Annotated in this window: 17 protein-coding genes; 6 read left to right on the top strand and 11 right to left on the bottom strand. The window is 73.7% G+C overall.

Annotated features, from left to right (window positions below; all coding sequences use genetic code 11):
- Window positions 1-65: 65 nt before the first annotated feature.
- Both ACIQUC_RS01495 and ACIQUC_RS01490 read right to left on the bottom strand, forming a co-directional pair.
- On the bottom strand, window positions 66-2,723 hold the full coding sequence (locus ACIQUC_RS01495; protein WP_402262436.1) for a phosphoenolpyruvate carboxylase: 2,658 nt from the start codon (window positions 2,721-2,723) through the stop codon (window positions 66-68).
- Window positions 2,724-2,858: 135 nt separating this feature from the next.
- Window positions 2,859-3,560 (bottom strand): heme oxygenase (biliverdin-producing), encoded by a 702-nt coding sequence (locus tag ACIQUC_RS01490; RefSeq protein ID WP_022907238.1) that lies wholly within the window; start codon window positions 3,558-3,560, stop codon window positions 2,859-2,861.
- Between the two features lie 74 nt (window positions 3,561-3,634).
- Here ACIQUC_RS01490 and ACIQUC_RS01485 point away from each other — a divergent pair, with 74 nt between their 5' ends.
- A complete protein-coding gene (locus tag ACIQUC_RS01485) occupies window positions 3,635-4,480 on the top strand; it encodes a siderophore-interacting protein (protein ID WP_022907237.1) in 846 nt (281 codons plus the stop codon).
- Window positions 4,481-4,546: 66 nt separating this feature from the next.
- Window positions 4,547-5,119 carry a GIY-YIG nuclease family protein gene (locus ACIQUC_RS01480; RefSeq protein ID WP_031262492.1) on the top strand — a complete coding sequence of 191 codons (573 nt, stop codon included), beginning with the start codon at window positions 4,547-4,549 and terminating at the stop codon, window positions 5,117-5,119.
- Window positions 5,120-5,137: 18 nt separating this feature from the next.
- Here ACIQUC_RS01480 and ACIQUC_RS01475 read toward each other — a convergent pair whose 3' ends face one another.
- Both ACIQUC_RS01475 and ACIQUC_RS01470 read right to left on the bottom strand, forming a co-directional pair.
- Entirely contained in the window at window positions 5,138-6,109 is a 972-nt protein-coding gene (locus ACIQUC_RS01475; protein WP_022907235.1) for a hypothetical protein, read from the bottom strand.
- A gap of 81 nt (window positions 6,110-6,190) precedes the next feature.
- A complete protein-coding gene (locus ACIQUC_RS01470) occupies window positions 6,191-6,442 on the bottom strand; it encodes a DUF4287 domain-containing protein (RefSeq protein WP_402262430.1) in 252 nt (83 codons plus the stop codon).
- 132 nt (window positions 6,443-6,574) lie between these two features.
- Here ACIQUC_RS01470 and ACIQUC_RS01465 point away from each other — a divergent pair, with 132 nt between their 5' ends.
- From ACIQUC_RS01465 to ACIQUC_RS01455, 3 genes are all read left to right on the top strand, one after another.
- Window positions 6,575-7,702 (top strand): amino acid ABC transporter permease, encoded by a 1,128-nt coding sequence (locus ACIQUC_RS01465; RefSeq protein ID WP_402262428.1) that lies wholly within the window; start codon window positions 6,575-6,577, stop codon window positions 7,700-7,702.
- Window positions 7,702-8,475 (top strand): amino acid ABC transporter ATP-binding protein, encoded by a 774-nt coding sequence (locus ACIQUC_RS01460; RefSeq protein WP_402262425.1) that lies wholly within the window; start codon window positions 7,702-7,704, stop codon window positions 8,473-8,475. Before ACIQUC_RS01465 ends, ACIQUC_RS01460 begins: the two co-directional genes overlap by 1 nt.
- 78 nt (window positions 8,476-8,553) lie before the next feature.
- The gene (locus ACIQUC_RS01455) at window positions 8,554-9,570 is read left to right on the top strand and encodes an ABC transporter substrate-binding protein (protein WP_402262423.1); all 1,017 of its coding nucleotides are present in this window, start codon (window positions 8,554-8,556) and stop codon (window positions 9,568-9,570) included.
- Window positions 9,571-10,256: 686 nt separating this feature from the next.
- Here ACIQUC_RS01455 and ACIQUC_RS01450 read toward each other — a convergent pair.
- The 5 genes from ACIQUC_RS01450 to ACIQUC_RS01430 form a co-directional block, all read right to left on the bottom strand.
- Window positions 10,257-11,399, bottom strand: a complete 1,143-nt coding sequence (locus ACIQUC_RS01450) for an LLM class flavin-dependent oxidoreductase (protein ID WP_402262420.1) — start codon at window positions 11,397-11,399, stop codon at window positions 10,257-10,259.
- Window positions 11,396-12,757: an NtaA/DmoA family FMN-dependent monooxygenase gene (locus ACIQUC_RS01445; RefSeq protein ID WP_402262417.1), complete on the bottom strand. Its 1,362-nt coding sequence runs from the start codon at window positions 12,755-12,757 to the stop codon at window positions 11,396-11,398. Before ACIQUC_RS01445 ends, ACIQUC_RS01450 begins: the two co-directional genes overlap by 4 nt.
- A complete protein-coding gene (locus ACIQUC_RS01440) occupies window positions 12,754-13,950 on the bottom strand; it encodes an LLM class flavin-dependent oxidoreductase (RefSeq protein ID WP_402262414.1) in 1,197 nt (398 codons plus the stop codon). The genes ACIQUC_RS01445 and ACIQUC_RS01440 overlap by 4 nt, the downstream gene beginning before the upstream one ends.
- Window positions 13,951-13,962: 12 nt before the next feature.
- The gene (locus ACIQUC_RS01435; RefSeq protein ID WP_402262411.1) at window positions 13,963-14,325 is read right to left on the bottom strand and encodes a carboxymuconolactone decarboxylase family protein; all 363 of its coding nucleotides are present in this window, start codon (window positions 14,323-14,325) and stop codon (window positions 13,963-13,965) included.
- Window positions 14,326-14,918: 593 nt separating this feature from the next.
- Entirely contained in the window at window positions 14,919-16,403 is a 1,485-nt protein-coding gene (locus tag ACIQUC_RS01430) for a reverse transcriptase domain-containing protein (protein WP_402262408.1), read from the bottom strand.
- Between the two features lie 97 nt (window positions 16,404-16,500).
- On the opposite strand from ACIQUC_RS01430, the gene ACIQUC_RS01425 reads away from it, so the two are divergent.
- A complete protein-coding gene (locus ACIQUC_RS01425) occupies window positions 16,501-17,061 on the top strand; it encodes a histidine phosphatase family protein (RefSeq protein WP_402262405.1) in 561 nt (186 codons plus the stop codon).
- A 268-nt stretch (window positions 17,062-17,329) separates the two neighbouring features.
- Here ACIQUC_RS01425 and ACIQUC_RS01420 read toward each other — a convergent pair whose 3' ends face one another.
- Entirely contained in the window at window positions 17,330-18,136 is an 807-nt protein-coding gene (locus tag ACIQUC_RS01420) for a DUF1684 domain-containing protein (RefSeq protein ID WP_022907231.1), read from the bottom strand.
- Between the two features lie 95 nt (window positions 18,137-18,231).
- Window positions 18,232-19,443: an ROK family transcriptional regulator gene (locus tag ACIQUC_RS01415; protein ID WP_402262402.1), complete on the bottom strand. Its 1,212-nt coding sequence runs from the start codon at window positions 19,441-19,443 to the stop codon at window positions 18,232-18,234.
- Window positions 19,444-19,508 lie beyond the last annotated feature (65 nt).

Raw genomic sequence — 19,508 nt, 5'->3', positions numbered from 1 at the left:
CGGCTGGCACCGCGCCTCCTGGACCGACGCGGTCGCGTCGACGACCGTCGGTCGGTCCGCGCGGATCAGCCGGTGTTCTGCAGGCCGGCCGCGATCCCGTTCACGGTGAGGAGGAGCAGCCGGTGGTCACCGTCCGTCGGGTCCGTGCTGCCCGAGGTGCGGATCGCGCGGAGCGCCCGGAGCTGCAGGTGCGAGAGCGCGTCGACGTAGGGGCTGCGGAGCCGGACGGCGCGGGCGAGGACGGGACGGTCCTCGAGGACGTCGCTCCCGCCCGAGACCCGCAGGACCCACTCGCGCGTGCGGAGCATCTCGTCGAGCACCTTGGCGGCGAGGTCGTCACGGTCGGCGAGCTCGAGGTACCGACGGGCGATGTGCTCGTCGGTCTTCGCGAGGGACATCTCGACGTTCTTGATCATGGCGCCGAACAGGGGCCACTCGGTGTACGCGGTGCGGAGGAGCTCCACGTCGCCCACGGACTCGAGCGCGGAACCGAGACCGTACCACCCCGCGAGGTTGATGCGGGCCTGCGTCCACGAGAACACCCACGGGATCGCGCGGAGGTCCTCGAGCGACTCGACGCTCAGCCCGCGGCGGGCCGGGCGGGAGCCGAGCGGCAGGAGACCGATCTCCTCCATCGGGGTCACGCGTGCGAACCACGGGGCGAACCCGTCGGCCTTCACCAGGCCGTAGAAGGCCTCGCGCGAGACGTCGTCGAGCTGCTGCGCCAGGTCCGCGAAGCGCGTGGCGGCGACGGCGGTGCGGTCCTCGTTCGACGGCGACGACGCGAACAGCGTGGCCGAGGCCATCTGCTCGAGGTGCCGGGCCGCGATGTCCTTGTCGCCGTACTGGGCGAAGATGACCTCACCCTGCTCGGTCAGCTTGAGGCGCCCGTCGATGGAGCCACGGGGCTGCGCGAGCACGGCCTCGTTCGCCGGGCCGCCACCACGGCCGAGCGAGCCGCCGCGGCCGTGGAACAGCGTCAGCTCGACGTCGTGCTGCTTCGCCCAGTCGGCGATCCGGGCCTGGGCGTCGTAGAGCGCGAGGTTCGCCGAGACCGGGCCGACGTCCTTCGAGGAGTCGGAGTAGCCGAGCATGACCTCGAGCCGCCGACCGGTCGCGGCGAGACGACGCTGGAACGGCTCGGTGCGGACTGCCTCGTCGAGGATGTCGACGCTGGCGTGCAGGTCCGCGAAGGTCTCGAACAGCGGGATCACGTCGAGCACCGGTGCGGCCTCTGGGGACCCGAGCGCGGCGACGGCGAGCTCGTGGACGTTCGCGAGGTCCGCCGCCGACTGTGTGAACGACACGATGTAGCGGTTGGCGGCGCGGACGCCGTAGCGAGCCTGCAGCTCGGCGATCGTGCGGAAGACGGCGAGGACCTCTTCCGTGGTCTCGCTCAGCTCGCCACCGGCGCGGATCTCGGCGAGGGCGTTCCGGTGCACCTGCGAGTGCTGGCGGACCTCGAGCTCGGCGAGGTGGAACCCGAAGGTCTCGACCTGCCAGACGAGGTTCTGCAGCTCACCGTTCGCCGGGCGCGTGGCACCGGCCGCGACGAGCGAGGTCTGGATGGTGCGGAGGTCGGCGAGGAGTGCCTCCGGACCGGGGTAGGCCAGGTCCGCCTCGCCCCGGCGGGTGGCGTCGATGCGGGCGGCGACGAACAGGAGCGCCCGTCGGTGCGTCTCGTTCGGTGCGCGGACGCCGATGCGCTCGGCGATCCCCGGGTCGAGGGACTCCTGCGCGGCGACGAGCGCGGTCAGGCCGGCGTCGGCCGGGGTCTCGCTCGCGTCGAGCGTGAGGGTGCTGCCGATGCGGGTCGCGGCACGGGACAGCCCGAGCAGGATGTGCTCGGCCGCGATCTCCGCCGCCTGGCGGGTGACGTCCGCGGTCACGTGCGGGTTGCCGTCGCGGTCGCCGCCGATCCAGGTGCCGAAGCGCACGAACGCCGGTGCGGTGACGGGCACCCGGCCGGCGTCTTCGCCGAGCAGTCGGTCGTCGAGCAGGCGGTACACCTGCGGGACGATCTCGAACAGCGTCTGGTCGAACACGCTCATCGCCGTGCGGACCTCGTCGAGCGGGGTCGGCCGGGTCGTGCGGAGCGGCGAGGTGCGCAGGAGCGTGGTGATCTCCTCGAGCAGGCGTCGCTCGTTCTCGGCGAGGGCCGTGGCGTTCGTCGTCCGGTCGCGCTCGTCGATGAGGTCGGTGATGCGCCGCACCGCCGTGGTCACCGCGCGTCGGCGGGCCTCGGTCGGGTGTGCGGTGAGGACCGGGTGGAACCGCAGCTCGCGGAGCCGGGCGGCAGCGGCCTCGTCGCCGAGCTGCTCGACGAGCGAGGCGTAGGTCGCCGGGAACGAGTCACCGGCGAGCCCGCCGTCGTCCCCGCGGTGCCGGAGCACGCGCACGCGGTGGTGCTCCTCGGCGAGGTTCGTCAGGTGGAAGTACGTGGTGAAGGCCTGGGCCACGGCTTCGGCACGCTCGGCGGACAGCTCCGCGACGATGGCCTCGGCCCGGGCGGCCCCGGCGGCCTCGCCACCCTCGTACGCGTCGATGACCGCCGCGCGGAGGCTCTCCACGTCGTGCAGCAGGTCCTCGCCGCCGGTCTCGCGGAGCACCCGTCCGAGCAGCTTGCCGAGGTACCGCACGTCGGAGCGCAGGTCGCTGTCGACCGCGCCGCTGACGTCGTCCCGCGCGCGTCCGTGCCGCGTCTGACCGTCGATCGCCGTCATGTGGTCCTTTCCGGGTCGGCCGGGCGCATCGTCCCGGTATCCCAGCAGCGTATCGGCCCACCGGGGACGGTGACGACAACCGTCCGGACGGACCGCCTGCACGCCCGGGACCGGGCCGGGATCAGGTCGGAGCGCTCACGCGGTCGCGGCGACGTCGCCGCCCGCGTGCCCGGCCGCCGGGCGCCGGACGGCGGGGCCGCGCGTCGCGTCGAGCCCGGCGAGCAGACCGCTGTCGAGCCGGTGGGCGAGCTCGACCTCGGCGATCACCCGCTCGCGTTCTCCGGCCGACCACGGGGCGGCGTCGAGCTGCTCCCGGTACGTCCGTTCGAAGGCCCGCGGGTCCGCCACCTGGTCGAAGATGTAGAAGAGGACGCCGTTCGTCTCGAAGCCGAACTGCTCGGCGAGCAGCCCGCCGATCAGCCGTCCGCCGGACAGGTCGCCGAGGCACCGCGTGTAGTGGTGCGCGACGAAGCCGCCGGGCCAGGTGGCCGCGACCTCGTTCAGGCGTCGGACGTAGGCGGTGGTCTCCGGCAGCGGGCACACGAGCTCGGACCAGTCCGGACCGATCAGGTACTCGAGGTCGGCGCGGATGGCCGGCATGCGGGTGAGCTGCGAGGTGACGAACGGGGCCGCCACGGGGTGGTCCGCCATCCGTTCCGCAGCACGCTCGAGGGCGTCGTAGACGAACGCGTACTGTCCGAGCAGCGCCGCGTACTCGGCGACGTCGCAGCGTCCGGCGAGCAGGTCCGGCATGAACCCGACCCCGTCCGTCGAGCCCTGCGTGCGACGGGTGCGGCGGCGCAGCAGCTCGGAGAACGGGGTGACGGTGTCGTCCATGAGGTAAGGCTAACCTCAGTCACCTGCGCGTCAAGCACAGCGCACCCAGAAGTCGAGAGAGGAAGCTCGCACCGATGAGCTCGAAACCCGCACGTCCCCAGCACGTCTTCGTCGTCCAGCGCACCGAACGCCTCTCGCCGCACATGGTCCGCGTCCACCTCGGTGGTCCCGCCTTCGACGCGTTCGTCGGCGCCGCGGACCCGGAGCGGCTCCGCACGACGGACAAGTACGTGAAGCTCCTGCTCGCGAAGCCGTCGCTCGGGCTCACGCCGCCGTACGACCTCGAGTCCCTCCGCGAGAGCCTGCCGAAGCACGACCGCCCGGCACGGCGGACGTACACCGTCCGCGCGGTCGACCACGACGCGCGGACCATCGCCGTCGACTTCGTCGTGCACGGCGACGAGGGCCTCGCCGGACCGTGGGCCGCCTCCGCCGAGCCCGGCGACCTGCTCGCGCTCTCCGGCCCCGGCGGCGGCTACACGCCCTCGGACGACCCGGACGTCACGCACGTGCTGCTCGGCGACGACAGCGCCCTGCCCGCGATCTCCGCCGCGCTCGAGGCGATGGCCGACACCGCCACCGGCGTCGCCCTCGTCGAGGTCGCCGGTCCCGCCGACGAGCAGGCCGTCGCGCACCCGGCCGGGGTCGACCTGCGCTGGCTGCACCGCGACGCCACCGGCGCCCGGCCGGGCACGCTCCTGCTGGAGGCGGCCCGCTCGCTGGAGCGCGCCTCCCGGCCGGTGCAGGTGTTCGCGCACGGTGAGCGGACCGCGATGAAGGCGATCCGGCGGCTGCTGCAGGACGACTGGGGGCTCGAGAAGTCCGAGATGTCGCTGTCCGCGTACTGGGCGCTCGGCCGTGCCGAGGACCGGTTCCAGGAGGAGAAGCGCGAACCGATCGGGGTCATCTTCACGGAGTGACCGCGTGCCGCGGTGGCCGGTCGGGAGGCGCGGCTCGCGTCGGTGGGTCGGGATAGCGTTCCCGGCATGGTCGCCCTCTCGTGCTGCGTGCCCGGCTGCGACGCCGGTGCCGACCCCGGGTGGACGGTGCCGGCGGTGCCGCTGTGCGGCACCCACGTCCTGCTCGTGGCCGACGCCGCCGCCGAGCACCCCGGCGTCGAAGACGTGCTCCCCGGCCCGTGCCCGGTCTGCGGAGCAGGGGTCGGCGTGCGCTTCCCGTCCGGCGCGGTGTGCGCGCGGTGCGAGTGGCGCTGGGGTGAGGTGCCGGACGGGGACCTCGCCCCGCCCCGCGTCGACGTCGTCTACTACCTGCGGATGCGGGACGACTTCGGCGACCGGATCAAGATCGGGACGACCACGAACCCGCGGCAGCGGCTGGCGGCGATCCCGCACCAGGACCTGCTCGGCTTCGAGCGCGGCGACCGGACGCTCGAGCGACGGCGGCACGGGCAGTTCCGGGCGACGCGGTACCCGGGCACCGAGTGGTTCCGGGTGACGCCGGAGTTGCTCGAGCACGTCGCCGTCGTGTCCGCCGGGGTGAGCGACCCGTGGGAGCTGCACGCCCGGTGGACGAGCGAGGCGCTGGCACTGCGCGGCTGACGCCCGGCCGCCCGCGCGTCAGCGCGCGTACGCGTCGACGAACAGGGCGCCGCGGACCTCGCGCAGCGTGTCGACCAGGCGGGCGATCGTCCGGCCGGAGATCCCGGAGACCTCGAGGTCGTACGGCCCGATGGCCTGCAGCCGCCCGGTGCGGACGCGCACGACCTCCCAGCCGACGCCGCGCACCGCCCGGTCCTTCCGGCGGTCGGTCTCCTGCCGGGGCCCGACGTGCTCGAGGCCGTGCCGACCGGTGGAGTCGTACTCGATCGCGACACGGAGCTCCGGCAGGATGACGTCCGGCCACACCTCGACGTGGTCGAAGAAGGGCCGGTCGAGCCGGATCGCGGAGTGGTCGAACGTGAAGGCGAACCGCTCCGCCAGGGCCGCTCGCAGCTCGGCCTCGACCGCGGACGCCGTCGCCGGGGCGCAGACGCTCGTGAACGACTCCCCCGATGGCAGCCGCGGTGTCTTCGGGCAGATCGACCGCGGGACCCCCGCGGCACGGGGCCTGCGGGGTGCTCCCGGGTCCGGGCGTCGAGGACCCGACCGCGAGGACGCGACCGCACCCGCGGGGACGCCCCTGGCCGGGGCCGCCGGCAGGGTCTGCCGACCGGTCACCCGCACCACCCGCTGCGGGGTCGGCACGGCACTCGGCCAGTCCGCGGGCAGCACCGGCCAGCGCTGCGGCTGCGCCTGCACGGCGCACTCGGGGCACCAGACCGACCGGCGCCGTTCACGGCCGGGGCGGGAGCGCTGCTCGGCCGGCGTCGCGACGAACACGTGTCCGACGTCGCACTCCCACGTCAGCAGGACCTCGGCAGCGGGCGGCACCTGACTGAGGACGACGCCGTGGTTCCACTCCGGGTGGTACTGCCGGACGAGCACCGGGTACGAGGACCACTCGGCGCGGAACTCGCCCACGGCGTACGGCACCGGGACGCCGCGCGACCACTGTCGGCGGCGCCACCACGCGTCGACGGGTTCGGCCACGCCCCCACGCTAGGCAGCACCACCGACAACCGCCCGACACGCCCGCACCGACCACCACGGCGACGGCGACGGGCACGGCCGTCAGCCGGCGAGGGCGTTCCGCACGTACCCGACGAGGGCGTTCGCGTGCCCGTGCCCCATGCCGTGCTCGGCCTTCAGCCAGCCGACGACCTCCATGTGCCGGTGGTCGTCCAGCCGGTCGGCGACGAGGTCGAGCCACTCCTGCACCGGGCGACCGTACGTCTTCTCGATGCTCGGGAAGTACGACGCCGGCCCCTTCGGCGTGCTGCCGTCGGCGGCGGGCTCCGGAGCGGTCACGCGGTGTGCGGTCATGGCGTCACGATAGCCCCCGGCGTGCGTCACGGAGCGTCATCCGGACGGCACGTGTGACGCCGCGTTCCCTCCCGTGCCGGTGTGTTGCGACGGGCGTTGTCGGGGCACGCCGACAGCTCCTACCGTCGCGGCATGACCGACACAACCGAGGCCCCGCCACGGCACGCGACCGACGTCGACGGCGTGACCGGCGCGACCGACGCGAGCCGCGCCTCCCGGCCGGGGACCGACCCGACCATCGACGCGGCCGGACGCGCCGCGCTCGACCGGCCCGTCGTCCCGCTGCGCCACCCGCTGCGGTGGATCGCCGCGGCGCTGGTGCTCGTCGTGCTGCTGAACTTCGTCGAGACGCTGTTCACGAACGAGCAGTGGGGCTGGCCCGCCGTCGGGAAGTGGCTGTTCAGCCCGGCCGTCCTGACGGGTCTGCAGCTGACGCTCGTGGCGACAGCCCTCAGCGCGGTGATCAGCTTCGCCGGCGGGATCGTCGTCGCGATCGCACGGCTGTCGCGGAACCCGGTGCTGTCCGGCCTGGCGTGGGGGTACGTGTGGCTGTTCCGTTCGGTGCCGCTCATCCTCGTGCTCGTCTTCCTCTACAACCTCGGGTCGCTGTACCCGACGATCGGCATCGGCATCCCGTTCGGCCCGCAGTTCGAGGTCCCCACCGCGAACGTCCTCGGTGACCTGGCGATCGGTGTGATCGGCCTGAGCCTCAGCGAGATCGCGTACGCGTCCGAGATCGTCCGCGCCGGGGTGCTCGCCGTCGACCACGGTCAGCACGAGGCCACCCAGGCGCTCGGCCTCCCCCGGCGGCGGCAGTTCGTCCGGGTGATCCTCCCGCAGGCGCTCCGCTCGATCGTGCCGGCGTTCGTGAACCAGATCGTCGGGCTGCTCAAGGCGTCGTCGCTGCTGTTCTACGTGTCGCTGCTCGACCTGTTCGGCGTCGTGCAGAACCTGTCGAGCACCTACCCGACCGACATCATCCCGCTGCTCGTGGTGGCGACGATCTGGTACCTCGCCCTCACGAGCGCCGTGTCGGTCGTGCAGTACTACGTCGAGCGGTGGACGGCGCGGGGTTCGGTCCGCACGCTGCCGCCGACGCCCCTCCAGCGGCTGCGGTCCGCGGTGCGCCGTGGTTCCGGGCGCGGCCGGGGCGGCCGTCCCGGCGACGGGCCAGGAGGCGCGGGTCGCCGCGCCGACGCAGCCGCGGCCGCGCGTGCGGTCGCCTCCGGTACCTCCGCCGCGAACGACAGGGCGATCTGATGAGCGCGAGCATCGGCATCCACGGGGCCGTGAAGGCCTTCGGCGAGCACGTCGTCATCGACGGCGTCGACCTGACGCTGCCGTCCGGGAGCGTCACCGTGATCCTCGGCCCGTCCGGGTCCGGCAAGTCGACGCTGCTGCGGGCGATCAACCACCTCGAGCCCCTCGACCGTGGCGTTGTGACCGTCGGTGGCGAGACCATCGGCGTCCGGGTGCGGACCGGCCGCGACGGTGTCCCCCGCTACAAGGAGCTGCCCGAGCGACGCATCCTGCGGCAGCGCTCGCGGATCGGGTTCGTGTTCCAGCACTTCAACCTGTTCCCGCACCTGACGGCCCTCGAGAACGTCGCCGAGGGACCGATCGCCGCGGGCGTCCCCGCCGCCACCGCGAAGGCCCGTGCCCAGACCCTGCTCGAACGGGTCGGCCTCGGCGACCGCGGGGCGACCCGTCCGCGCCAGCTCTCCGGCGGGCAGCAGCAGCGCGTCGCGATCGCCCGCGCGCTGGCGCTCGAGCCCTCGGTCGTGCTCCTCGACGAGCCGACCTCGGCGCTCGACCCGGAGCTGGTCGGCGAGGTGCTCGGCGTGATCGCGGACCTCGCCGCGTCCGGCACGACGCTCGTGATCGTGACGCACGAGGTCGCCTTCGCCCGCGAGGTCGCCGACCACGTCGTGTTCCTCGACCACGGCCGCATCGTCGAGGAGGGCCCGCCCGCGCAGGTCATCGACGACCCGCAGCACCCCCGCACGCGCGACTTCCTGTCCCGCGTCCGCTGACCTCCCCGTTCCGTCCCACCCCACAGCACCCCGACCGATCGCGACCCGATCACGACCCGATCACGACCCAGGAGAACCATGCCCACGACCACCCCGCCCCGCTCGCGTCACCGCGCCGGCGCCCTCGTCCTCGCCACCGGCGTCGTCGTCGCACTGGCCGGCTGCGCCGCGAACGCCTCGGCCGGCACCTCCACCGATGCCGACGGGACCGTCACGATCGGTGCCCACGCCAACGGCGCGGCGACCGAGACGACGCTCACCGTCGAGGAGGACACGAAGCTCCACGACGAACTCCCGGCCGAGGTCAAGCAGTCCGGCACGCTCACCATCGGCATCGGCGCACTGCCGTCCGGGTTCCCGCCCCTGGCGTTCACCGGCGACGACCAGAAGACGCTGACGGGCTCGGAGCCGGACCTCGGACGGCTCGTCGCCGCGAAGCTCGGGCTGGAGGCCGACGTGCAGAACGCGACCTGGGACAACCTCTTCGTGGGGATCGACAGCGGCAAGTACGACGCGGGCTTCTCGAACATCACCGTCACCGAGCAGCGCAAGGAGAAGTACGACTTCGCGTCGTACCGTCAGGACAACCTCGCGTTCCAGGTGCTCGAGTCGGCCTCGTGGACGTTCGACGGTGACCCGTCCGTCCTCGCCGGGAAGACCGTCGCGGTGAGCTCCGGCACCAACCAGGAGAAGATCCTGCTCGAGTGGCAGCAGCAGCTCCAGGCCGAGGGCAAGGACTTCACCGTCAAGTACTACCCCGACGGCAACGCGATCAAGCTCGCGCTCGACTCGGGGAAGATCGACGCGTACTTCGGTCCGAACCCGACCATCGCGTACCAGAACAGGCAGAGCACGGGCAGCGCGAAGCCGACGAAGACCGCGGGCACGTTCTCCGGCGCGGGCTCGTCGTTGCAGGGTCTGATCGCCGCGACCACGAAGAAGGACAGCGGGCTCGCGAAGCCCGTGGCCGCCGCCATCGACGAGCTGATCGCGGACGGCACCTACGCGAAGTGGCTGCAGGCGTACAACCTCTCGAACGAAGCCGTGAAGAACTCGGACGTGAACCCGGAGGGCCTTCCGCTCGACAACAGCTGACCCGTGCTCCGTCCGACACCCCCGTGGCCGATCCGGCCGCGGGGGTGTCGTCGTGCGTGGCCCACGGATGCGGCACGGACGCGGCCCCGGAGCGACAAGGTCGACGTCGTACGACAGCGACCTCGTCGCCCGTTGCGCACGCGCACATTCGCGGACGCGGGTCAGCGACATGGTCGATGTCGGACGACGACGACGACGTCGCATCGAGTCGGTGGCCCCGCTCATCCGACGCCCCCGCGCGACGACCCCCGTCCGGAACACCCGGTGGGACAGCAGCTCGAGAGCGAGGTCCGGGCCGTGCGACGGGAAGAACTGTTCTCCCTCGCCGAGGACCACCGGGAACCGCACCAGGTCGAGTTCGTCGACCAGCTCGTGCTCGAGACCAGGTCCTCCGGCTTCGAGCTGATGGCGTCGCCGGACCCGCCGTCACCGACCTGCGCACCCCATCACGGAGCGAACACGTCGTACGTCTTCCAGCCGTGGAGGGTGCGCTGCGTCACACCCTCCTCACGCCTCGGCCTCCATGGTGCTCGCCCGGCGACCCGAAGGGCCCGCCTGCACCGCGAGCGTCGGGACGCGCACGCACGGCGGACGGGAGGCGCGGTGCCAGCCGACACCGCGCCTCCCGTTCGTCGATCAGTCGTGTCTCAGGCCGCGACGGCCGGCGCAGGCACGCTCGACCCGCATCACCGCGCCGCCGCGGCCGGCACCACCTGCTCGGCCCGTCGCGCCCACTCCGCCGCGAGCAGCTCGTAGGAGCGCACCCGCGCGGCGTGGTCGTGCGTGATCGTCGTGACGAGGAGCTCGTCCGCTCCCGTCACCCGGCGCAGCGTCTCCAGCTGGTCCGCCACCGAGGCCGCGTCGCCGACGAACCGGGTGGCGAGGCGGTCGGCGACCGATGCCGCCCGCGCGTCGTCCAGGGGGTGCTCCCGCGCCCAGTCCGGGGTCGGGTACGCGATCGCCCCGACCCCCGAGCGGATCGAGTGCACCCACTGGGCGTAGCCGAGGGCGAGCTCGGACGCCTCGGCGGTGTCCCGGCCCACGACGACGTCGGCCGACACGATGACGTGCGGGGCGTCGAGGACGCCGGGGCGGAACGCGGCGCGGTACGCCTCGACCGACGCCAGGACGGTGCCCGGCGACGTGTGGTAGTTCGCGCCGTAGGGCAGGCCGAGCGCTCCGGCGGCCCGCGCGCTCGCGCCGCCGGTCGAGCCGTGGATCCAGAGCTCGACGGGGGTACCGGTGGCGGGCGGTGCCTCGACGACCGCGCCGTCACTCGACCAGGTGCCGGCGAACAGCGCCCGGATCAGGTCGAGCTCGCCCTCGAACCGGTCGACGTCCCCGGGGACCCGGCCGAGCAGCTCCCCCTGCAGCGCGAACCGGCTCCGCGGGGCGATCCGGAAGTCGAACGGTGCCGGGACGAGGAGCCCGTCCACGACCTCGTCCCGGCGCGGCGCGAGGGACGGCGGCTTCGGCGCACCGGGCGCGGGGGCACCGGAGCGGCCGAGCCCGAGGTCGATCCGCGGGCCGTGCAGCGCGGCGAGCGTGCCGAAGCCCTCGGCGATCTGCAGCCCCCGGACGTTGCCGACGAGGGTCGCGGCGCTGCCGACCCGGATGGTCGAGGTCGCTGCGGCCACCGCACCGATCACGATCGTCGGCGCACTGCCGGCGACCCCGGGGTTGAGGTGGTGCTCGGCGAGCCAGTACCGGGCGTAGCCGGCGCGCTCGGCGTGCTGCGCGAGGTCGATGGTGCGGTGGAGGGCCTCGGCGGGCGTCGACCCTGCGCTGACCGGGACGAGGTCGAGGACCGACAGGGGGACGGCGGTCATGCGAGCACCCCCGACCGCTCGCCGGACCGGACCGTCCCGGGCAGACCGAGCGTCTCGCGGAGCGTCGCGCCCTCGGTATAGGACTCCCGGTACACGCCGCGCTCCTGCAGCAGCGGGACGACCGTGTCGACGAACTCGTCGAGGCCGTACGGGTTGGTGTGCGGGACCACGACGAAGCCGTCCGTCGCACGTTCCTGGACGTACCGGTCGATCTCGGCGGCGATCTGCGATGGTGTCCCGACGAACCCGCCGCGGGTCGACACCGCGATGACGAGGTCGCGGATCGACAGGTGCTCCGCCTCGGCCCGGTCGCGCCAGGACTGTACGAGGGCACGGGGGTCCCGCACGTGGCGGACCCGGCCGCGGGTGATGGTGTCGGCATCGACGTCCGGCTCGACGTCGGGCAGCGGACCGTCGACGTCGTAGGCGGACAGGTCGCGGTTCCAGACCTGCTCGAGGAACGCGATGGCCGTGGCCGGGCTGACCTGGGCGCGTCGGACGGCCCGTGCCCGCTCGTCCGCCTCGGCCGGGGTGGCTCCGATGACGAAGGTGGCGCCCGGCATGACGAGCAGCTCGTCCTCCGACCGACCGACCCGCTCGAGTCGTCCGGTGACGTCGCGGTAGAAGCCCTGGGCGTCGTCGAACTCGGTGTGCAGCGAGAAGATCACCTCGGCGTGCGCCGCGGCGAGGTCGCGCCCCTCGTCGGAGTCCCCGGCCTGCACGACCACCGGGTGCCCCTGCGGACTCCGGGGCACCGGGAACGTCCCGGTCACGTCGAACTGCGGCCCGTGGTGGTCGACGTCGCGGATCCGGGAGCGGTCGGCGAACACGGCCGAGGCCACGACGGCGTCGGACTCCCACGAGTCCCAGAGCTCGCGGGACAGCTCGATGAACTCCGCCGCGCGCGTGTACCGGTCGGCGTGGTCCAGGAACCCGCCACGACGGAAGTTCGCGCCGTGGAACGCGTCCGAGCTGGTCACGACGTTCCAGCCGGCACGCCCGTCGGTGAGGTGGTCCAGCGTCGCGAGCTGCTTCGCGAGCTCGACGGGTTCGTTGAACGTGGTCTGCAGGGTCCCGACGAGCCCGATGTGCTCGGTGACCCCGGCGAGGGCGGCGAGGATCGCGAGCGTGTTCGGGCGCCCGACGACGTCGAGGTCGTGGATGCGGCCCTTCTGCTCGCGGAGGCGCAGCCCCTCGGCGAGGAACAGGTAGTCGAACAGCCCGCGCTCGGCGTTCCGGGCGAAGTGCTCGAACGACGAGAACGCGATCTGGCTCTCGGCCCGGTCGTCGCTCCAGATCGTGGTGTTGTTGACGCCCGGGAAGTGGGCGGCGAGGTGGACCTGACGCTTGGCGCTCATGCTGGGACCCCCTGGGCAGTCGTCGTGCGGGTGTACCGGCTGACGGCCGGTGCGATGCCGAGCCTCGTGCGGAGGTCGGCGGTCGGGCGGGAGGCGACGTCCGCGCGGAGGCCCGCGGTGACCAACGCCGGCACGAGCTGCCGGGCGATCGCGGTGCTGTCGACCGGGATGCGCAGCGGACGGAGCCGGACGCCCGCGTACCCGAGCGTCCCCAGGTCAGCGATGAGGGCGACGAGGTCGGCGACCGTCGTCGCGAGGACCGAGGTGTCCGAGCCGGTACCGACTACGTACGGCGCGCCGGCGGCCGCGTCGAGTGCGGCGAGCTCGTCCTCGGCCTCGGCCGTCGACGACCCGATGAGCACCGCGAGGTCCGCGAGGACCGGACGGCGGACGTCCGACCCTGCCGCCTGCTCGAGGTGACGGACCTCGTCGATCAGGTCCCGCGCCTCCCGGCCGGCGAAGCCCGGGGTGACCAGGACGACGTCCGCGACGTCGACGGCGAAGGCGGCCGCGTCCGCGCGGTGTGCCAGCGAGAAGACCGGCGGACGGCCCTGCGGCGATCGCGGCACGATCGACGCGCCGTGGACCGAGACGAAGGACCCCTCGAACTCGGCGTTGTGGACGCGGTCGCGGTCGATGAAGCGGCCGGTGGTGACGTCGCGGATGATGGCGTCGTCGTCCCAGCTGTCCCAGAGGCGGGAGACGACCTCGGCGACCTCGCGTGCCTCGGCGAAGAGGACGGACGCGTCGTCGCCGCCGGGACGGCGCCCGAAGAGCGCTGCTTCGCGGGGCGTCGGGCTCATCTGGATCCGCCACCCGGCTCGCCCCTGCGAGACGTGGTCGAGGGTCTGGAGGCCCGTGGCGACGTGGAACGGTTCGGTGTGCGTCACCGAGACGGTCGGCACCAACCCGAGGGCGCGGGTCGCTGGTGCGACCGCGTTCGCGACGAGGAGGGCGTCGAGGCGGCCGACGACCGTGCTCGTGTCGAGCTCGCCGGCCGCGTCCACCGGACCGGCGGTGAAGGAGTCCTCGATCGTCACGGCGTCGATGCCGAGCCGGTCCTGCTCGACGACGACGTCGCGCCAGTGCCGGAGGCTGGTGAGTCGCTTGGCAGCCGGACCGGCGGTGCGCCAGGCGGCGGGGTGCCAGCCGGCGCCCTGCAGGGCGGTGACGAGGGTGGTGCGGTCGGGCATGGAGTGCGCTTCCTAGTGAGAGTGGGATTCCGAGGGAGCCGCGGCGTCGACGCCGAACTTGAAGCCGAGGCGGCCGTGGGCGAACCCGCCGCCGGCGCGGATGGCCGTGGCGACCCAGGCGGCCTCGGCGAGCTCGGCCTCGTTCGCGCCGGCCGTGACCGCGCGCTGGCTGTGGCCGTCGATGCAGTAGACGCACTGCGTGGTGATGCTGACCGCCAGTGCGATGAGCTCCCGGTACTTCAGCGGGATCTCGCGCCCCTCGGCCCGGAACACCGACTCGTCGAACTGCACGAAGGCCGAGAGGATGTCCGGGGTCTGCTGCTTGTAGACCTTCGTGAAGGTCTTGTCGTGCTCGCGGTCGAGGTAGTCGGTCATGTCGGCGACGCTACGTCCGACCGTGCTCCGGGGCGACGGGTGTTGCGGAGCGTGACCGGGCGTTGCCCCGTGTGACGTGGTGTCTGCGAGGTCGGCGCCGCGTGGCGTCACCGGGCGTCATGCGCGGGGTGGGGAGTGCGGGCAGGCGGGGTGGGGCGGCGGGCCGGAGCGGCGGGCAGGGGTCTGGACGCCGCGCCGCACGGTGCGACCTCCGCCACCCCGTGCGAGCTTGCACGCTGGGTGCGCCGCTACAAGCCAGCACCGAGCGATCAGCCTCGCACCCAGTGAACGAGCCCGCACGGTGCGAACCGCCCCACCGCCGCGCCGCACGGTGCGACGCCCGCCACTCCGTGCGAGCCTGCCCGCCCCGTGCCCCGCTACAACCCCGCACCGAGCGATCAGCCTCGCACCCGGTGAACGAGCACGCACCGTGCGAACCGCCACACCGCCTCGCCGCACGGTGCGACGCCCGCCACTCCGTGCGAGCTTGCCCGCCCCGTGCGCCGCTACAAGCTCGCACCAAGCGGGCAACCCCGCACCCACGGAACAAACTCGCACCGTGCGAGGCACACCCGCGTACGAGCAGCCCGGGGTCACCACACGATGCGGGCGAACTCCTCGCGCAGACGCCGGGCGCGCCCCGGGTGCACCTGCTCGACCCAGCCGATCAGTCCGAGCAGGTGTGCCCGGAAGTCGGGGTGCCCAGCACGGTTCTGCGACGCCGGACCGTGCTCGGCGGCGTTGTGCAGGATCGCGTGCAGCCGGTCCACCTCGCGCCGACCGGGAGACGTCCGCTCGTTGACGACGACCCCGGTGACCGACTGCCGCGAGCCCCGTCGCCGCACCCGGGTCTTCGACGGGTTCAGCCGGAGTCCCTGCTCGGTGACGATCCGGTCGACGCCGCGCAGGAACGCGTCCGGTCGTGCGGCGAGCCGGTCGTCACCGCTGAACGTCAGGTCGTCGGCGTACCGCGTGTAGACCGCGCCGACCGAGGCCGCCCACCCGGCGAGGCGGGCGTCGAGGTGTCGCAGCGCGGTGTTGGCCAGGGCGGGTGAGGTCGGTGCGCCCTGGGGCAGGTGCGCCTCGCGGAGCATGCTGCGGAGCACCTGGCGCTCCTCGGGCGTCCCGCCGTCCGGCATCGCGCTGAGCACGTGCACGGGCACCCGGTTCGTGCAGACCCCGGTGAGCACGTGCGCGAGCGGCTCCGCGAAGCCCGCGGTGCGGAAGACGCCGTACACGGTGGGAGCGGTGACGCTCGCGAAGAACGACGTCAGGTCGGCGGTGACGACGACCTGCTGTCCGGTGTGCAGCGCGGCCCCGGTGACGACGCTGCGACCGCCGACGAAGCCGTGCGCCGCGTCGTGCACGGGCAGGGCGGTGAGGAGCTCGTCGAGGATCGTCCGCTGGGTGCGCCGGAGCATGTCCATCGGCTTCTCGAGCAGGCGGGGCGTCCGACCCGGGCGACGAACCCACTCGTGCCGGTGGTGGTGCAGCGGACTCGACGCACCGGCCCGGCGGTTCCATCCGCGGGTGTCCGCGAGCCAGAGCAGCCGGCCGACGGTCAGGTCGAGTTCCCGTGCCAGCTCCGGGAGGGTGTCGACGAGCAGTCGGCTCGTGGTCTCCGGCCTGGCCCGGACCGCGGTCGCCCGACGCACGAGGACCCGCACCGGACGACGGGCCTCGCGGGCGCGGTGCTGCTCGGCGAGGCGCGGCGACGCCTCGAGCACCGCCGCGAGCTGCCGGGGTGCGTCGACCGGTGGCCGCGGGTGGGCGGCGAGGGCCGCGGCGACGGCGAGTCCGACGTAGGCGCGCTCGACGCCGACCACGGCCCAGCCGGCGGCGGTCAGGTCGTCCGGTCGCCAGTGTTCGGCGGCGAGGAACGCGTCGGCGAGGGCGCCGGCGACGACGGTGAGGGGCGTGGGGTTCCCGGAGGACCCGTCGGTGCCTCCGTGCGGCGTCGCGCGCGGAGCGCGCCGTCCCGCTCGGGGCGTGTCGTCCTGCTGGTCCTGCGTGCCCCGGGGTGACCCCGGAGAGGTCGACGCGTCACGCGCGTCGGCCGCCTCCCCCGGGAACTCCACGCGCTCACCCTACGGCGACCCGCTGACGGACGGGAGGCGCGGGTCGGGCCCGCCCCGCGCCTCCCGTCCGCACGCCGCGGGTGCGTAGGGTCGGGACGTGCCCTCGTTCTTCCTGACCCACGCCGAGGTGGTCGTCGACCCGGCGCGTCCGATCGAGTCGTGGGGGCTGTCCGCCGCGGGTCGGGAGCGCGCCGCCGGTGCCGCCGCGGTGGCCTGGGCCCCCGGGGTCGGTCGCATCGTGTCGAGCACCGAGCAGAAGGCGATCGACACGGCCGGGATCCTGGCGGCGGCGGTGGGGGTCGTCCCCTCGACGGACGCCGCCCTCGGCGAGATCGACCGGAGCGCCACCGGTCACCTGCCGTTCGACGAGTTCGAGGGTGTCGTCGACGCGTTCTTCGCCGCGCCGGAGGTGTCGGTCCGCGGGTGGGAGCGCGCCGACGACACCCGGGCGCGCATCGTCCGTGCCGTCCGGGCGCTGGCAGACGACGGCGACGTGACGATCGTGTCGCACGGTGCGGTCGGAGCGCTGCTGCTGGCGGATCTGCGGGGCGTCCCGGTCTCCCGTGCGCTCGACCAGCCGGGCATGGGCAGCGTGTTCTCGTTCGACCCGGTCACGTGGCGTGCCACGAGCGGGTGGGTCCGGGTCGGGGCGCCCTGACGGGTCCGGGGGTCCGGGGGCCGCTGCCGCCGACGCGCGTGCTGACGCCGAACGACAACGTCGACGTCGTACGACAGCGGGCTCGTCGCAACCTGGCGTGCGCAACACCCCGCGCACGCAATCAACGACAACGTCGACGTCGACGTCGTACGACAGCGGGCTCGTCGCAACCTGGCGTGCGCAACACCCCGCGCACGCAATCAACGACTACGCCGACGTCGTACGACATCGACGATGTCGTACGGAGTCCGCGCCCCCGCGCCCCGCGTCAGGCGGGCAGGCGCTCCCCGGCCTCGACGGCCACGTCGAGCCGGTTCTCCGCGGGAGGCAGCGGGCACGTCGCGTGCGGGGTGTAGGCGCACGGCAGGTTCGTCGCCCGGTTGAAGTCGATCGTCGTGCGGCCGGTGGCGTCCGGGGCCGGCACGTCGAGGCTCCGCGTCGCGGCGTACGTCGTCACGCCCGAGGTCCGGTCGGTGAACAGCACGAGCAGCCCGTCGCCGTACCCGTTGAACGCCGTGAGCGCGCGCGGCCCGTCGAGCTCGAACCGCAGCACACCCGGCGCGGTGTACACGTGCTGGAGCCCGTCGACGACCGATCCCACCGTGACCTCGCGCGGCTCGTCGAACGGCTCGAACCGTGCCTCGACGGCGAACGCGGGGTCTGGCGCGTACGCCGGTGTGCCCCGGTAGGACACGCGGAGCGGCGCCGAGGGACGCCGCGGCCGGACGATGTCGCTGCCGCCGCGCCGCGCGACCTCGATGACGACGGACTCGTCACCGTCGTGCCACACCACGTCGACGCCGGACCGCTCGGCGAGCGACCCGAACCGGTGGGTGCCGGTCACGACCTGTCCGTCGACCTCGATCGACTGCCCCGGGTCGAGCGCCACCACCGGCCCGTCCTCGGAGGTCGACCAGGCGCCGGGTGCGTCCTCGAACCGTTCGGGCTCGGCCTGCAGCCACCGGATGCTCGTGATCGCGAGGAACCCGTGCTCGCTGGCCCGGGCTGCCTCGTGGGCGTCGTGCCAGGTCGTCCAGGCGGTGGCGAAGTCGGGAGCGGTCGTCGCGGTCGTCATGCAGCGAACCTACGGCGTCCTGGTCGCCGCCGCGACGCGGCGCGTGACGACAGTGCCGTCCTGGAGGCACGCCCCGCCTGCCCGACGCACGTCGCTCACCAGGGATGGCTGATGCTGCGGGCCTGCACCGAGCCTCCCGTCCGCTGCCGCGCCGTCGGGACCGGAGCCGCTGTCGTGAGGCTCCGCGCGATCGCGGAGCACGCCGCGCCGCGTGCGACGGCCACGACGCCGGCGGTGGAGAACGCGACCTCGGCGAACGGCCCACGTGGCAATCGGTCGCGGAGTCGTGAGCGGACCGCGTCGAGGAACCGCTCACCACCGAGGACCGCTGCGCTGCCGCCGATCGTGACCCGCGGCACGTCGAGGAGCTCGACCACGTGTGCGAGCGCCGAGCCGAGCGCCGACCCGCCCTCGGCGACGAGGCCGGCAGCGGCTGGCTCCCGACACATCCGGGCGTAGGCGGCGCGGACGGCCGCGGCGTCGTCGGACGCGACCTCGGCGTCGAGGACCCCCGCGGACACGGCGCGCCGGACCTGCTGCAGCGGTTGGCACGCCTCCCACACCGCGGTCCACCGACCGTGGGCGAACACCGGCATGCCGCCGAACTCCCCCGCGTTCCCGGTCGATCCCCGGACGACCTCGCCCGAGGCCACCGCGGCAGCACTGACCCCGCTGCCGAGGTGCACCGCCACCAGGTCCTCGGGCTCCGGCGCCGTCCAGGCCTCACCGAACGCCCCGGCGGTGGCGTCCTTCTCGAGGTGGACCGCGGCGCCCGTGCGTGCGGCGAGCTCGAGGGCGAGCGGGTACTCGGACCACGGCCGCAGCTGGGCGGGCGTCCCGAGCCGTTCGGAGACGGTGTCGATCGGACCGGGAACGGCCACCGTGACCCCGTCCACGGTCCGCCCCGGAGCCTCGGTCCGGAGGCGTCCGATCGCGGCGGCCATCGCGTCGACCACCGCTCCAGGAGCCGTGTGCGCCGCGATGTCGTGGTGCTCGGCCGCGAGCACGGTCCCCGTGAGGTCGACGAGCACGACCTCGAACGCGGCGGGATCGAGGTGCACGCCGATCCCCGTCCGCGCCGACGGCACCACGGCGAGCGCCCGCTCCCCGTCCTCGCGCACGAGTCCCTCGGCGACGAGCCGCGCGGCGATGTTCGAGACGGTCTGGGCGCTGAGTCCGGTGCTGCGGGCGAGGGCGACGCGGTGGAGCGGGCCGGAGCGGCGGACGAGGTCGAGCACGAGGGCGCGGTTGCGCGTCCCGACGTCGGCGATGTTCGTCCCGCCGTGGGGCGTTCCACCATGCAGCACGGTGTGCCGAGATGGTTGACGGGGCTGCTCCATGCTCCCTAGCATCCTTGCCCGAGAGGTTTTGT

This window comes from Curtobacterium sp. NPDC098951 (assembly GCF_044759965.1).
Lineage (GTDB): Bacteria > Actinomycetota > Actinomycetes > Actinomycetales > Microbacteriaceae > Curtobacterium.
Note: the sequence above shows the minus strand (reverse complement) of the source record. Positions and strands in the feature narration are given on the sequence as shown.

What these genes read in the sequence shown, in the direction of transcription:
- ACIQUC_RS01435 (WP_402262411.1), bottom strand. Translation starts at nt 14,325, where the DNA reads ATGACCGACTACCTCGACCGCGAGCACGACAAGACCTTCACGAAGGTC.
- ACIQUC_RS01420 (WP_022907231.1), bottom strand. Translation starts at nt 18,136, where the DNA reads ATGACGACCGCGACGACCGCTCCCGACTTCGCCACCGCCTGGACGACC.
- ACIQUC_RS01470 (WP_402262430.1), bottom strand. Translation starts at nt 6,442, where the DNA reads ATGACCGCACACCGCGTGACCGCTCCGGAGCCCGCCGCCGACGGCAGC.
- ACIQUC_RS01460 (WP_402262425.1), top strand. Translation starts at nt 7,702, where the DNA reads ATGAGCGCGAGCATCGGCATCCACGGGGCCGTGAAGGCCTTCGGCGAG.
- ACIQUC_RS01450 (WP_402262420.1), bottom strand. Translation starts at nt 11,399, where the DNA reads ATGACCGCCGTCCCCCTGTCGGTCCTCGACCTCGTCCCGGTCAGCGCA.
- ACIQUC_RS01495 (WP_402262436.1), bottom strand. Translation starts at nt 2,723, where the DNA reads ATGACGGCGATCGACGGTCAGACGCGGCACGGACGCGCGCGGGACGAC.
- ACIQUC_RS01455 (WP_402262423.1), top strand. Translation starts at nt 8,554, where the DNA reads ATGCCCACGACCACCCCGCCCCGCTCGCGTCACCGCGCCGGCGCCCTC.
- ACIQUC_RS01465 (WP_402262428.1), top strand. Translation starts at nt 6,575, where the DNA reads ATGACCGACACAACCGAGGCCCCGCCACGGCACGCGACCGACGTCGAC.
- ACIQUC_RS01440 (WP_402262414.1), bottom strand. Translation starts at nt 13,950, where the DNA reads ATGCCCGACCGCACCACCCTCGTCACCGCCCTGCAGGGCGCCGGCTGG.
- ACIQUC_RS01485 (WP_022907237.1), top strand. Translation starts at nt 3,635, where the DNA reads ATGAGCTCGAAACCCGCACGTCCCCAGCACGTCTTCGTCGTCCAGCGC.
- ACIQUC_RS01480 (WP_031262492.1), top strand. Translation starts at nt 4,547, where the DNA reads ATGGTCGCCCTCTCGTGCTGCGTGCCCGGCTGCGACGCCGGTGCCGAC.
- ACIQUC_RS01490 (WP_022907238.1), bottom strand. Translation starts at nt 3,560, where the DNA reads ATGGACGACACCGTCACCCCGTTCTCCGAGCTGCTGCGCCGCCGCACC.
- ACIQUC_RS01445 (WP_402262417.1), bottom strand. Translation starts at nt 12,757, where the DNA reads ATGAGCGCCAAGCGTCAGGTCCACCTCGCCGCCCACTTCCCGGGCGTC.